Source organism: Pseudomonas sp. HS6, assembly GCF_023375815.1.
Taxonomy (GTDB): Bacteria; Pseudomonadota; Gammaproteobacteria; order Pseudomonadales; family Pseudomonadaceae; genus Aquipseudomonas.
Window position 1 is genome coordinate 6,443,212 of record NZ_CP067412.1, and the last position, 13,552, is coordinate 6,456,763.

The 13,552-nt window shown below is 60.5% G+C and carries 15 protein-coding genes; 9 read left to right on the top strand and 6 right to left on the bottom strand.

The window, feature by feature from the left end; genetic code table 11:
* Positions 1-96 precede the first annotated feature (96 nt).
* The 7 genes from JJN09_RS29175 (at position 97) to arfB (ending at position 6,299) form a co-directional block, all read left to right on the top strand.
* Positions 97-795 carry a ScpA family protein gene (locus JJN09_RS29175; RefSeq protein WP_249490870.1) on the top strand — a complete coding sequence of 233 codons (699 nt, stop codon included), beginning with the start codon at positions 97-99 and terminating at the stop codon, positions 793-795.
* An 11-nt stretch (positions 796-806) separates the two neighbouring features.
* The gene (gene scpB, locus JJN09_RS29180; protein WP_249484878.1) at positions 807-1,838 is read left to right on the top strand and encodes an SMC-Scp complex subunit ScpB; all 1,032 of its coding nucleotides are present in this window, start codon (positions 807-809) and stop codon (positions 1,836-1,838) included.
* Positions 1,839-1,983: 145 nt separating this feature from the next.
* Positions 1,984-2,175: a DUF1289 domain-containing protein gene (locus JJN09_RS29185; RefSeq protein ID WP_249484879.1), complete on the top strand. Its 192-nt coding sequence runs from the start codon at positions 1,984-1,986 to the stop codon at positions 2,173-2,175.
* 155 nt (positions 2,176-2,330) lie between these two features.
* Entirely contained in the window at positions 2,331-3,548 is a 1,218-nt protein-coding gene (gene rluB / locus JJN09_RS29190; RefSeq protein WP_249484880.1) for a 23S rRNA pseudouridine(2605) synthase RluB, read from the top strand.
* A 16-nt stretch (positions 3,549-3,564) separates the two neighbouring features.
* Positions 3,565-3,942 (top strand): hypothetical protein, encoded by a 378-nt coding sequence (locus tag JJN09_RS29195; RefSeq protein ID WP_249484881.1) that lies wholly within the window; start codon positions 3,565-3,567, stop codon positions 3,940-3,942.
* A 434-nt stretch (positions 3,943-4,376) separates the two neighbouring features.
* On the top strand, positions 4,377-5,795 hold the full coding sequence (locus JJN09_RS29200) for an amino acid permease (RefSeq protein WP_096822220.1): 1,419 nt from the start codon (positions 4,377-4,379) through the stop codon (positions 5,793-5,795).
* A 90-nt stretch (positions 5,796-5,885) separates the two neighbouring features.
* Positions 5,886-6,299, top strand: coding sequence for an alternative ribosome rescue aminoacyl-tRNA hydrolase ArfB (gene arfB / locus JJN09_RS29205; RefSeq protein WP_249484882.1), 414 nt, complete (start codon positions 5,886-5,888; stop codon positions 6,297-6,299).
* On the opposite strand, the gene JJN09_RS29210 is transcribed toward arfB, so the two are convergent.
* From JJN09_RS29210 to phhA, 6 genes are all read right to left on the bottom strand, one after another.
* The gene (locus tag JJN09_RS29210; RefSeq protein WP_249490871.1) at positions 6,296-7,483 is read right to left on the bottom strand and encodes an MFS transporter; all 1,188 of its coding nucleotides are present in this window, start codon (positions 7,481-7,483) and stop codon (positions 6,296-6,298) included. The two genes, arfB and JJN09_RS29210, sit on opposite strands and share 4 nt — an antisense overlap.
* Positions 7,484-7,578: 95 nt before the next feature.
* On the bottom strand, positions 7,579-7,797 hold the full coding sequence (locus JJN09_RS29215; protein ID WP_096822214.1) for a hypothetical protein: 219 nt from the start codon (positions 7,795-7,797) through the stop codon (positions 7,579-7,581).
* Positions 7,798-7,835: 38 nt separating this feature from the next.
* Positions 7,836-7,967, bottom strand: a complete 132-nt coding sequence (locus JJN09_RS29695) for a hypothetical protein (RefSeq protein WP_255261961.1) — start codon at positions 7,965-7,967, stop codon at positions 7,836-7,838.
* A 200-nt stretch (positions 7,968-8,167) separates the two neighbouring features.
* The gene (locus JJN09_RS29220; RefSeq protein ID WP_102620324.1) at positions 8,168-9,361 is read right to left on the bottom strand and encodes an amino acid aminotransferase; all 1,194 of its coding nucleotides are present in this window, start codon (positions 9,359-9,361) and stop codon (positions 8,168-8,170) included.
* Positions 9,361-9,717, bottom strand: coding sequence for a 4a-hydroxytetrahydrobiopterin dehydratase (locus JJN09_RS29225; RefSeq protein WP_003222798.1), 357 nt, complete (start codon positions 9,715-9,717; stop codon positions 9,361-9,363). The genes JJN09_RS29220 and JJN09_RS29225 overlap by 1 nt, the downstream gene beginning before the upstream one ends.
* A 117-nt stretch (positions 9,718-9,834) precedes the next feature.
* Positions 9,835-10,671 (bottom strand): phenylalanine 4-monooxygenase, encoded by an 837-nt coding sequence (gene phhA / locus JJN09_RS29230; RefSeq protein ID WP_302852070.1) that lies wholly within the window; start codon positions 10,669-10,671, stop codon positions 9,835-9,837.
* A gap of 223 nt (positions 10,672-10,894) precedes the next feature.
* Here phhA and JJN09_RS29235 point away from each other — a divergent pair, with 223 nt between their 5' ends.
* Together JJN09_RS29235 and JJN09_RS29240 are read left to right on the top strand one after the other, a co-directional pair.
* Positions 10,895-12,454, top strand: coding sequence for a sigma-54-dependent transcriptional regulator (locus JJN09_RS29235; protein WP_249484884.1), 1,560 nt, complete (start codon positions 10,895-10,897; stop codon positions 12,452-12,454).
* A gap of 319 nt (positions 12,455-12,773) precedes the next feature.
* Positions 12,774-13,514 (top strand): flagellar basal body rod protein FlgF, encoded by a 741-nt coding sequence (locus JJN09_RS29240; RefSeq protein ID WP_096822211.1) that lies wholly within the window; start codon positions 12,774-12,776, stop codon positions 13,512-13,514.
* The last annotated feature ends 38 nt before the right edge of the window (positions 13,515-13,552 follow it).

Sequence of the window (13,552 nt, forward strand, 5' to 3'; positions counted from 1 at the left end):
CCCCAGGCCGGTGCCCAGCAGGAACTGCCGTTTGCCATGGTCTATGGCCAGGCCGTCACGGAAATGCCGCTGGACCTGTACATTCCGCCGGACGCCCTGGAAGTCTTCCTCGAAGCCTTCGAAGGCCCGCTCGACCTGCTGCTGTACCTGATCCGCAAACAGAACATCAATATCCTCGACATCCCGGTGGCGGAAATCACCCGCCAGTACATGGGCTATGTCGAGTTGATGCAGTCGGTGCGCCTGGAACTGGCCGCCGAATACCTGGTGATGGCCGCGATGCTGGCCGAGATCAAGTCGCGGATGCTGTTGCCACGGGCCGAAACCGTCGAAGAAGAAGAGGACGACCCGCGCGCCGAACTGATCCGCCGCCTGCAGGAATACGAACGCTTCAAGGCGGCTGCCGAAGGCATCGACGGCCTGAGCCGGGTCGGTCGCGACGTGATCGTGCCCAAGCTCGACGCCCCGGAAGCCCGGGCGCGCAAGCTGCTGCCGGACGTGGCGCTGGAAGAAATATTGATGTCGATGGCTGAAGTGCTGCGCCGTGGCGACATGTTCGAAAGCCATCAGGTCAGCCGCGAGGCACTGTCCACCCGCGAACGCATGAGCGATGTGCTGGAACGGCTCAAGGGCGGCGGGTTTGTGCCGTTCGTCGAGCTGTTCACCGCCGAAGAAGGCCGGCTCGGTGTAGTGGTGACCTTCATGGCGATCCTTGAACTGGTCAAGGAATCCTTGGTCGAGCTGGTGCAGAATGAGCCGTTCGCCGCGATCCACGTGCGAGCCCGAGCCGAATAACGAGTCCCGATATGAACCTGAGTGAACCCCGCGAGCTGGCGCCCCTGCTTGAAGCCTTTCTGTTGGCCTCGGGAAAGCCGCAGACCCTTGAACGCCTGTACGAGCTGTTCGAGGAAGCTGAACGGCCGGAGCCGCCGGTCTTCAAGAAGGCCCTGACCCTGCTCGGAAAGTCCTGCGAGGGGCGGGCGTTCGAGCTCGTGGAGGTTGCCTCCGGCTATCGCCTGCAAATCCGCGAGAAGTTCGCACCGTGGGTCGGCCGTCTGTGGGAAGAACGCCCTCAGCGTTATTCCCGAGCCCTGCTGGAAACCATGGCGCTGATCGCCTATCGCCAGCCGATCACTCGCGGCGAGATCGAGGATGTGCGGGGCGTGGCGGTCAACACCAACATCGTCAAGACGCTGATGGAACGCGAGTGGATCCGCATCGTCGGCTACCGTGACGTGCCGGGCAAACCGGCGATGTTCGCCACCACCAAGCTGTTTCTCGATCACTTCAACCTCAAGAGCCTCGACGAGCTGCCACCATTGGCCGAGTTGCGCGAGATCGAGCCGGATCCGGTGCTCGACTTCGACGACGCCCCGGTGCCGCCGGGCTTGCAGGAACTGGCCGATGCCAGTGCCGAACCGGAAGAGCCGAAAGAGGAAACCAGTTTCCACACGCTGCTGCTGGAACTGGACAGCATGGAGGAGGGGATCAAGACCGACTTCGACGATTTGCTGCGTGATGTTGCGGATGGCGAGCCGATGCCGTCGGGGTTTGAGTCCGACCTGATTGAACCATCAGTCGATGTCGAGCCTGAGGCAGAGCCAGAGGACGATTTTGAACCTGAATCAGAATTTGAGCCTGAGTTTGAGCCCGAGCCTGAACCTGAGCAGGAAGACGATGTGCTCGGCGTGGCTGAAGCCCGGGAAAAACTGCTGGCCGCCGTCGCCCGCCTCGAACAACCCGCACCAGAACCTGAGGAAGAGCTGAGCGAAGAAGAAGCCGAAGCCCGCGCACTGGCCGAAGCCATCGAAGCCGAACGCCGCGAATTCGAAGATTGAGCTCAATGTTCCTGTTACCGAAGCACCCTGTGGGAGCGGGCTTGCCCGCGAAGGCGCCCGAGCAGTCAAAGATGATGTTGAATGTACCGGCCTCATCGCGGGCAAGCCCGCACCCACAGGTTTATGTGCTGTTCTGGAGTATTTGATGAGCGCGACCAAAGACCCTTGCATCACTCTCTGCAAGTTCAATGACGACATCTGCCTCGGCTGTGGTCGCAGCAAGCGCGAGATCAGGGCCTGGAAGAAGCTCGACAAGGACGACAAGCGCACGGTGCTGGCCGAAGCCGCGTTGCGCCTGATCAAACTGGGTGCCACCGGTCGGCGGAAAAAGAAATAACCTTGTCCTGATCGACTAGTCTCTGATGCGCGAACCAACACATCCGCGTATGATTCGCGACCCTTCGGCGATCCCTTCGCCCGAAAACCCAGATTTCAACGCTTCGGCAGGCTCAATCCTGAGCCGCTGAACAGACCACACCGGGAGGTGCCCAGATGAGTGACAACCAGAAAGACGACCAGGAAATCGGCCCAGCAGGCGAAAAACTGCAGAAAGTCCTCGCCCGTATCGGCGTCGGCTCGCGCCGTGACGTGGAAGCGTGGATCAGCCAGGGCCGGATCAAGGTCAATGGCAAAGACGCCACCCTCGGCCTGCGCGTCGACATGCACGATGCAATCACCATTGATGGCAAAGTCATCAAGCGTGAAGAGGCCGCCGAGTCGGTCCGCCGCGTGATCATGTACAACAAGCCCGATGGCGAGATCTGCACCCGTGACGACCCGGAAGGCCGTCCGACCGTGTTCGACAAGTTGCCGCGTCCGAAAGAGGGTCGCTGGATCAACATCGGTCGCCTCGACATCAATACTACCGGTCTGCTGATGTTCACCACCGACGGTGAGTTGGCCAACCGCCTGATGCACCCGTCCTACGAGATGGACCGTGAGTACGCGGTGCGTGTTCGTGGTGAAGTCGATGACGAGATGATCGAGCGCCTGAAGGCCGGCGTTGTGCTGGAAGACGGTCCGGCGCGTTTCACCGACATCAAACAGGCACCGGGTGGCGAAGGCTTCAACCACTGGTATCACTGCGTGGTGATGGAAGGTCGCAACCGTGAAGTGCGTCGTCTGTGGGAATCCCAGGGTCTGGTAGTCAGCCGTCTGAAGCGCGTGCGTTTCGGTCCGGTGTTCCTCAACTCCGACCTGCCGATGGGCCGCTGGCGCGAAATGAGCCAGTACGAAGTCGATATTCTGAGTGCGGAAGTCGGCCTGACCCCGGTGGCCATGCCGCAACTGAACGCCAAGAGCAAAGACAAGCTTGACCGCATGCAGCGCAAGTCGTCGCGCCCGATGGCCCGTACCGAGCGCGTACGTACCCTGCGTCCGGCCACCGGCGCACCTGCCGCCGCTGGCGCGCGTCCGGGCCGCGAGCCGCAGATCGAAGGCGAGCGTCCAGGTCGCAAGCCAGCGCAGCGTGATGGCGAGCGCGCTCCGCGCCCGGCCAATGGCCGCACCGAGCGTAGCGAACGTGGTGCTCCAGCCGGTCGCGGTACGCCGGTGGCGGATCGTCCAGTCGACACCAAGCGCCCGGCCAAGCCTGCGCCGAAGCGTCCTGGCATCAAACTGGCTGACGATGACAAACCGTCGGGCAAGCGTCGTGGCGCCCCGGCCGGTTCCGGCCAGCGTCCGGGTTTCGGTCGCAAGAAGCCTGAATGATCGTTTTCAGCGCTGAATGAAAAAACGCCAACCTTCGAGTTGGCGTTTTTTTTTGGGGATTTTTTATTTCTTTTTTTTAGCGGTTTTTTCTTATTTGAAAACAAAAAACCTGAAGTGCTTTCAGATAGTTAGCGAGCTAACAGCCATCGGCAGACCCCATCTCGATTCGTCTGCTGTGGAAACTTTACGTTACGCGCTGTCATTAAATATTTACGGAAAAAGCCCCGGAGTCCCGTGGATTGTGCGTCTTTGCAAGGCTGTAAGGAAAACCTGCCGAAGGCCTGCCGATATGGGCCGGCGCAGGGCTCTGGCGTGCTTGTTTCAGGCTCGTTTGAGAGGTGAGATGCGCCCCATGCCTGTCGTGCAGGTGCATAACAAGAAGGAGGCGCAATGAACGCCGATATCCATTTTCACTTCTCTACGTGGGACGGATTTTCCATCGTCCACGCCGATGGCCTGCAAAGGCCTGACTCAATTTTTGCAGCCGCCCGAGCCTCTCGGGGCGGACACACGCAATCCCGGCAACCGACACGCTGATCCAGCGGGGTCTGGCAGCAGGGGGTTAGCGGTGTACAATGCGCCGCGTTTTAACTGTGACCCTCTGCGTAATCGCGCATACCTCAAGGCTATCCGCCTTGTTCACTCCGTCGCGTCACGAGCGTGTCGGGTTCGATTTCGTCACAGATAAAAACAAACAGGTGACGCATGACCGTTGTAAAAAAGCTGAATTCCTGGTGCCTGCGCTGGGGTTTGATCAAGGTTGGTTGAAATCGCAACCTTGCAGCAACGTCTACTGAACATCATCAAACCTTGCGTGAGACCTTTTTCATGAGTGGACAAAACTCGCAATCAGGCGAGCTGAAACGCGGCCTGAAAAATCGCCACATTCAACTGATCGCCCTTGGTGGCGCGATCGGTACCGGATTGTTCCTCGGCTCGGCCGGGGTGCTGAAATCCGCCGGCCCGTCGATGATCCTCGGCTATGCCATTTGCGGCTTCATCGCTTTCATGATCATGCGCCAGCTCGGCGAGATGATCGTCGAAGAGCCGGTGGCCGGCTCCTTCAGCCACTTTGCCCACAAGTACTGGGGCGGTTTCGCCGGTTTCCTGTCGGGCTGGAACTGCTGGATTCTGTACATCCTGGTGGGCATGTCGGAGCTGACTGCGGTCGGCAAGTACATCCACTACTGGGCGCCGGAGATCCCGAGCTGGGTCACTGCGGCGGCCTTCTTCGTGCTGATCAACGCGATCAACCTGGCCAACGTCAAAGTCTTCGGTGAAGCAGAGTTCTGGTTCGCGATCATCAAGGTCGTGGCGATTGTCGGCATGATTGCCCTGGGCAGCTATCTGCTGGTCAGCGGCCATGGCGGCCCGCAGGCGTCGGTCAGCAACCTGTGGTCCCACGGCGGCTTCTTCCCGAACGGCGTCAGCGGTCTGGTGATGGCCATGGCGATCATCATGTTCTCCTTCGGCGGTCTGGAAATGCTCGGTTTCACCGCAGCCGAAGCCGACAAGCCGAAAACCGTGATCCCGAAAGCGATCAACCAGGTGATCTACCGGATCCTGATTTTCTACATCGGCGCACTGGTGATCCTTCTGTCGCTGACCCCATGGGACAGCCTGCTGGAAACCCTCAACGCGTCGGGCGATTCCTACAGCGGTAGCCCGTTCGTACAGGTGTTCTCGATGCTAGGCAGCAGCACTGCCGCGCACATCCTCAACTTCGTGGTGTTGACCGCTGCGTTGTCGGTGTACAACAGCGGCACCTACTGCAACAGCCGCATGTTGTTGGGCATGGCTGAGCAGGGCGATGCGCCGAAAGGTCTGGCGAAGATCGACAAGCGCGGCGTGCCGGTGCGTTCGATCCTGGCCTCGGCGGCGGTCACGCTGGTGGCCGTGCTGCTCAACTACCTGATCCCGCAACACGCGCTGGAACTGCTGATGTCGCTGGTGGTTGCAACGCTGGTGATCAACTGGGCGATGATCAGCTTCTCGCACTTTAAGTTCCGCCAGCACATGAACAAGACTAACCAGAAGCCGCTGTTCAAGGCGCTGTGGTACCCGTACGGCAACTACATCTGCCTGGCGTTCGTGGCGTTCATTCTGGGCGTGATGCTGCTGATCCCGGGCATCCAGATCTCGGTGTACGCGATTCCGGTGTGGGTCGTGTTCATGTGGGTCTGCTACGTGATCAAGAACAAGCGTGGTGCGCAGCAGGCTTTGTCTGCGGCAGGCGCTTCCAAGTAAGCGACGCTGCAGAAACAACAAACCCGGCCAAGTGCCGGGTTTTTTGTTCTTTCGCGGTATCCTGCATGCTCTGAATACGGACGCTTTTCCATGCTGGTGATTTCCAACAACGTGCATCTGCCGGATGCCGAGATCGAACTGACGTACATCCGCGCCCAGGGCGCCGGTGGGCAGAACGTCAACAAGGTCTCCAGCGCCGTGCACCTGCGCTTCGACATTCCGGCCTCGTCCTTGCCCGAGTTCTACAAGGAGCGGCTGCTGGCGCTGCGCGACAGTCGCATCACCAGTGACGGTGTGCTGATCATCAAGGCCCAGCAATACCGTACGCAGGAGCAGAATCGCGCCGATGCACTGGAGCGTCTGACCGAGCTGATCCTCAGCGCCACCAAGATCGAGAAGAAACGCCGGCCGACCAAGCCGACGCTGGGCTCGAAGAAGCGTCGGCTGGAATCGAAGACCAAGCGTGGCAGCATCAAGGCGGGCCGCGGCAAGGTGGATTTCTAGTCTTCGCGGTACTTCGAGGTGTGGCGGTACAGATAGACGCTCAACGCCAGGCCGCTCAGCGCGGCGATCGCGGCGAACAGAAAGATCGAAGCAAAACCGAAGCCCGCCGCAATCGCCCCGGCCAGCGGGCCAGTGATCCCCAGCGACAAATCGATAAACAACGAATAGGCGCCGACCGCCGCTCCACGGCTGGAGGCTGGTACCAGGTTCACCGCTTCAACGCCCAACGCCGGGAACACCAGCGAGAAGCCGAAACCACTCAGCGCCGCGCCCGCCAATGCCCAGTGCGCGTCCGGCGCCAGCCACAGCAACAGCAGGCCCAGTGTTTCCACCGACAGGCAGGCAATCGCCACGCGAAAGCCGCCGAGACGGTTGATCAGGTTGCCGAACAGCAGTCGCGCGCCGATGAAGCTGGCACCGAACAGGCTCAGGCACAGCACCGCGTTATCCCAATGCTGGGTGGCGTAATACAGGGTGATGAAGGTGGCGATGGTGCCGAAACCGATCGAGCCCAGCGCCAGTCCGCAGCCGTGGGGAAAGACGCGCCCCAGCACGTGTATGAACGGCAAGCGCTCGCCAGCGACGATCGGCGCGGCGGTTTTCGGCCAGGCCAGCAGCAGGCCCAGCGCTGCAAGCAACAGAATGCTCACGCCCATGCTCCAGAGGCCGAAACGGCTGACCAGCCACACGCCAAGCGGCGCGCCGATCGCCAGCGCGCCGTAACTGGCGATGCCGTTCCATGAGATGACTTTGGCCGTATTGGCCGCGCCGACGCGGCCAATGCCCCAACCAATCGATCCTGAGCCGACGAGACTTTCCGCGCTGCCGAGCACCAGACGGCCGACGAACAGGCTGATCAGGCTGAGCATCGGCAGGTTGGGTGTCCACGCCGAAATCAGCATGAACACACCGCTCAAGCCGCAGCCGGCCAGACCAATCATCACCGCACGTTTGCTGCCCTGGTTATCGATGATCTTGCCGGCATACGGACGGCTGAGCAGGGTGGCGAGGTATTGCACGCTGATCACCAGGCCGGCGATGACCGCGCCGAAGCCCAGGTCGCTATGCACATAGCCAGGCAGCACCGCCAGCGGAATGCCGATATTCAGGTAGCCGATGAAGGTGAACAGGACGATGGAAACGACTTGCAGCGTGACCGCCAGGGGGCGCCGAGATTCTGGCATAGAGAGCGACATGGGGAACGATCCACGGGAAGAGCAGAATAGATAGGCTGCTCATGATACCGGCGTGGACGAATCTGCGGCGGGGAAAAGTAAAACTATTTGGCCGGGGCGACCAGTTGCGTGGTGACCAGTGCAGCGAGGGCGTTTTCTTCGCTACCGAAACGGGCGAGCAGGGCGGCTTGTTTCTCGGGCGAGAGGCGGCTCCAGATCTCGATCATCTTCTCGGTGGCGCCGATGAGGATCTCAGCCTGTTGTTCGTTGAAGGATTCGTCAGTCATGGCGGGCTCGGGTTTCAGGCAGTGTGGAAAGCGCATGTTAGCGCTTTCCACACGGTCTGTACGGCGGGTCTTACTTACTCTTTGCTGTCGGCCGGACGGCTTTCGGCGGCTTCTTTCGGCTCGGGCTGTTGGGCACCGGCTTGTTGCGTGGTCGTCTGCTCAGGTACGTGCAGGCTTGGGAAGGGGAGATTGGGAATCTCGTGCATGGTTGCGCTCCTCGCTAAGTCTGTTGATAGATCTGGTAGATCCGCGCTTTCAGAAAGCCAGCGAAGGATACAGCAGTAAAAATGACAAACAGATTTTTAATTCCGCTTGTTGCGACGGGCGGGATTGTCTAGACAAGTGCGACAGGGTGCCGCAGGGCAAATGCGGGAGCGGCGGTGTGTCCGCCGCCCCTGACATTTGTTTATTTGCAGACGCTAGCGATCGCTTCAGCCAGCAGATCCAGGCGTGTCGCATCGATCCCGGCGACGTTGGCCCGGCCCGAGCTGACCATGTACACGCTGTGATGCTCACGCAGGTTTTTCACTTGTTCCGGCGACAGGCCGGTGTAGGAGAACATCCCGCGTTGCACGCCAATGTGTGCAAAGCGCTCGCGTAGGCCGTGCGGTTCCAGTGCTTCGACCAAACCGCTGCGCAGCTGGGCGATGCGCAGGCGCATGGCTTCCACTTCGTCGGCCCAGCGGCGTTTCAGCTCCGGGTCGGCGAGGATCGTGGCGACCACCGCCGCGCCGTGATCCGGTGGCGTCGACCACAGGTTGCGGGCGATGTGGGCCAGTTGGCTGCGGATGTCGATGAGCTTGTCAGCGGTTTTCGCGCAGACGATCAGCGCACCGGTGCGGTCGCGGTACAAGCCGAAGTTCTTCGAGCAGGAACTGGTGATCAGCAGCTCAGGCAACTCGGCGGCGAACAGCCGGGTTGACCATGCATCCTGCTCCAGGCCGTCGCCGAAGCCCTGGTAGGCGAAGTCGATCAGCGGCAGCAGATTGCGGCTGCGCACCACGTCCAGCACCCGGTGCCAGTCATCGTGGCTCAGGTCGAAACCGGTCGGGTTGTGGCAGCACGCGTGCAGCAGCACCACATCACCTTTCGGCACTTCGTTGAGTACAGCGAGCATGGCGTCGACGTCGAGGCGGTTGTCGCTGCCGACGTACGGGTAATGACTGATCTTGACCCCGGCTGCCGCGAAAATCGTTTCGTGGATCGGCCAGGTCGGGTTGCTCAGCCACACGCCTTTGCCCGGCAGGCACTGCGCGATAAAGTCCGCCGCCAGACGCAGGGCGCCCGTGCCGCCCGGGGTCTGGGTGGCGCCGGCACGCTGCTGGGCGATCAGCGCCGAATCGGCACCAAGCACCAGCTCATTGATGACCTTGCCGAACAACGGATTGCCGTGGCCGCCGATGTAGGTCTTGGTGTCCTGGCTCTCGACCAGACGCGCCTCGGCGATTTTCACTGCTTCGGGAATCGGCGTCAGGCCCTGGGCATCCTTGTAGACGCCCACGCCGAGGTCGAACTTGCGCGGGTTGGAATCCTGCGCGTAGGCCTCCATCAGGCCGAGAATCGGGTCGCCGGGCACCCGGCCGATGGCGTCGAAGTGCATTACTTGCGTCCTTCTGCGGTCTTGGCCACTTCGTCAGTGCGCGCGGCCATGATGAAGTCGTTGCGGTGCAGGCCTTTGATCGAGTGGCTCCACCAGGTCACGGTGACTTTGCCCCACTCGGTCAGCAGGCCCGGGTGGTGACCTTCGGCCTCGGAGATCTCGCCGACGGCGTTGGTGAAGGCCAGGGCGTGCTTGAAATTCTTGAACAGGAAGACTTTTTCCAGCTGCATGATGCTGTCACGCACTTCGATGTTCCAGTCAGGGATCTGCTTGATCAGGATCGGCAGTTCTTCATCGCTGACTTGTGGGGCATCGGCACGGCACGCTTCGCAATGGGCTTGGTTCAAAGTGGACATGGTTTGATTCCTGAGATCGGATGTCTTTTTTATAAGAGCTGTTACGGTCGTCAATGTCTTCACGCTAAACCAAAGCCGCGACGACTGACAGACTCACTTGTCAGTAAAAGCTACGGTTCACGCGGCTTTTGGTTTCGGCGGAAATTTTGGCGCATGCAGACCCAGCAGCATGCCTTGCTTGACCATGCCCATGATGTCTTCGTGGGCGAGGTCGAACAGACGCTTGAGGTTCGGCAGGACAAAGTACAGCGGTTGCAGGATGTCGATGCGATACGGCGTGCGCATCGCTTCCAGCGGATCGAAGGCCTGATGTTCAGGTTCGTCCGACAGCGAGTAAACGGTTTCTTTTGGTGAGGACAGAATGCCGCCGCCGTAGATGCGTTTGCCCTGCGGGGTGTCGACCAGGCCGAACTCGATGGTCATCCAGTACAGACGCGCCAGATAAACGCGTTCTTCCTTGGTCGCTTGCAGGCCGAGCTTACCGTAGGTGTGGGTGAATTCGGCGAACCACGGGTTGGTCAGCAGCGGGCAGTGACCAAAGATCTCGTGGAAAATATCCGGCTCTTGCAGGTAGTCCAGTTCTTCACGGGTGCGAATGAACGTGGCCACCGGAAACTGCTTGCTGGCGAGCAATTCGAAAAAGGTCTGGAACGGAATCAGCGCCGGGACGCGGGCGACCTGCCAACCGGTGGTCTCGCCGAGCACCTTGTTGATCTCGCCCAGTTGCGGGATGCGGTCGTGGGGCAGACCGAGTTTTTCGATACCGTCCAGGTATTCCTGGCACGCCCGACCCTCGATCACTTTCAACTGGCGGGTGATCAGCGTGTTCCACACCGCGTGTTCTTCGGCGGGGTAGTCGATAAAACCTTGCGCATCGGGCTCGCGGGCCACGTATTGCGTCTGCTTCATACTGCTCTCCTGCGAGGGGAATTCGTTCTTGTTATGTCCTGCTATGGACTGAGAAATACCCCAGAGCGTGCCGTGTTGCAGCAGGTTGATGACCGGTCGAGTAGGAAAAGTCTCTTTAAATCGTAAAATTATCGTTACGCTTTGTGCGATAAGTCGTGATTACGGTGATTGGCGGGTTTGAAATGACCGGTGTCTGTCACATAATCTTGACGACTATCTTGCGGGCGGCAGAGAAAAATCCGCCCCTTTACCTGTTTCGGGCCTTTATATGCGTATCAAAGTCCACTGCCAGAACCGCATCGGCATCCTGCGCGACATCCTCAATCTGCTGGTGGAGTACGGGATCAACGTCGCCCGCGGCGAGGTCGGCGGTGAGCACGGCAACGCGATCTATCTGCATTGCCCGAACCTGATCAATCTGCAGTTCCAGGCGTTGCGGCCCAAATTCGAAGCCATCGCCGGGGTGTTCGGCGTCAAGCGGGTAGGGCTGATGCCTAGCGAGCGCCGGCACATGGAGCTGAATGCGTTGCTCGGTGCGCTGGAGTTTCCGGTGCTGTCGATCGACATGGGCGGCTCGATTGTTGCCGCCAACCGAGCGGCGGCGCAGTTGCTCGGGGTGCGGGTGGACGAAGTGCCGGGGATTCCGCTGTCGCGTTACGCCGAAGATTTCGACTTGCCGGAACTGGTGCGCGCCAACAAGTCGCGAATCAACGGCATGCGGGTCAAGGTCAAGGGCGACATCTTTCTCGCCGACATCGCCCCGCTGCAATCGGAGCACGATGACAGCGAAGCCATGGCCGGTGCCGTGCTGACGCTGCACCGGGCGGATCGGGTCGGTGAGCGAATCTATAACGTGCGCAAGCAGGAATTGCGTGGCTTCGACAGCATCTTCCAAAGCTCAAAAGTCATGGCGGCAGTGGTGCGTGAAGCCCGGCGCATGGCGCCGCTCGATGCGCCTCTTCTGATTGAAGGCGAAACCGGCACCGGTAAAGAGTTGCTGGCTCGGGCCTGTCACCTGGCGAGCCCCCGTGGTCAGTCACCATTGATGGCGCTCAACTGCGCGGGGCTGCCGGAGTCGATGGCCGAGACCGAGTTGTTCGGCTACGGCCCCGGTGCCTTTGAGGGTGCACGGGCCGAAGGCAAGCTCGGGCTGCTGGAGCTGACGGCGGGGGGCACGCTGTTCCTCGATGGCGTCGGTGAAATGAGCCCGCGCTTGCAGGTGAAATTGCTGCGCTTCCTGCAGGACGGTTGCTTCCGTCGTGTGGGCAGTGATGAAGAGGTTTACCTGGATGTGCGCGTGATCTGTGCCACCCAGGTCGACCTGTCCGAGTTGTGCGCCCGTGGCGAGTTTCGCCAGGACTTGTACCATCGCTTAAACGTGCTTTCGTTGCACATTCCGCCACTGCGCGAATGCCTCGACGGTTTGACACCGCTGGTGGAGCACTTCCTCGATCAGGCCAGTCGGCAGATCGGTTGTCCGTTGCCGAAACTGGCGCCGGCGGCGATGGATCGGCTCAGTCATTACCATTGGCCGGGCAACGTGCGACAACTGGAGAACGTGCTGTTCCAGGCGGTTTCGCTGTGTGATGGCGGGACGGTTAAGGCCGAGCATATTCGTCTGCCAGACTATGGCGTGCGTCAGCCGCTTGGCGATTTCTCGCTGGAGGGCGGGCTCGACGAGATTGTCGGGCGCTTCGAGAAAGCGGTGCTTGAGAGCCTGTATTCCGAGCACCCGAGCAGCCGGCAACTGGGCAAGCGGCTGGGCGTCTCGCACACCACGATTGCCAACAAATTGCGTGAGTACGAAGTCGGCAAGAGCGAGTCTTAGCCGGTATTGCATCGCTTCTGATGGCCTCATCGCGAGCAGGCTCGCTCCCACAGTAAAGCTTCATTTGACGGCTGACCTTGTGGGAGCGAGCTTGCTCGCGAAGGCGACCCTACAGACAGCGACGAGGTAATGCCTTGCCACATGGCGGCATTCCACCGCCGGTTTTTCGACTTCGATACATTTCCCCCAACCCTGCCAAACCCCTCAAGTCCTTTGTTTATCGGGTCCTCGACCGCCAGAAAAAAGTTGGTCTGCAAATTGCTTGTGGCTCAGCAGTACAGCGGTGGGCGGCAAACGTCCGGCATGCAGAGGAAAGAGTGTGGACAAGTACCTTTATGTGGCAATGACCGGCGCCAGCCAGAACGCACTGGCGCAAAAGGCTCATGCCAACAACCTGGCGAACATCTCCACCAATGGTTTTCAGCGCGACCTGGAGCAGGCGCGTTCGATGCCGGTGTTCGGTGACAGCTTTCCGGCGCGTGCGTTTGCCATGAGCGAACGGCCCGCCACCGACTTCACCGCAGGCTCCTTGGTGGAGACCGGTCGCGACCTCGATGTCGCCGTGACCGGCAACGGTTTCATTGCCGTGCAGAACCCCAACGGCGGCGAAAGCTACGTGCGCACCGGCAGCCTCAATATCGACGCCCTGGGCGTGCTGCGTGCCGGCAACGGCATGCCGGTCATGGGCAATGGCGGGCCGATTGCCGTACCGCCGCAGCAGCAGGTGGAAGTCGGTGAAGACGGCACCATCAGTATTCGTGCGATGGGCGAAGGCCCGCGCGTCATGGCCGAAGTCGACCGGATCAAGCTGGTCAATCCGGACATCAAGAACATGAACAAGGGCCTGGACGGTTCGATCTACACCAAGGACGGCCAGCCTGCGCCGGCCGATGCCAACGTCAAACTGGTGTCGGGTTTCCTGGAGTCGAGCAACGTCAATGCCGTGGAAGAGATGACCTCGGTGCTGGCCCTGGCCAAGCAGTTCGAGTTGCACGTCAAGATGATGAATACCGCCAAAGACGACGACCAGGCCATGGCTCGGGTCTTGCAGATCAGCTAATTATCAGAACGTCGCGCCGTAAAACAGGCGCACGAGGA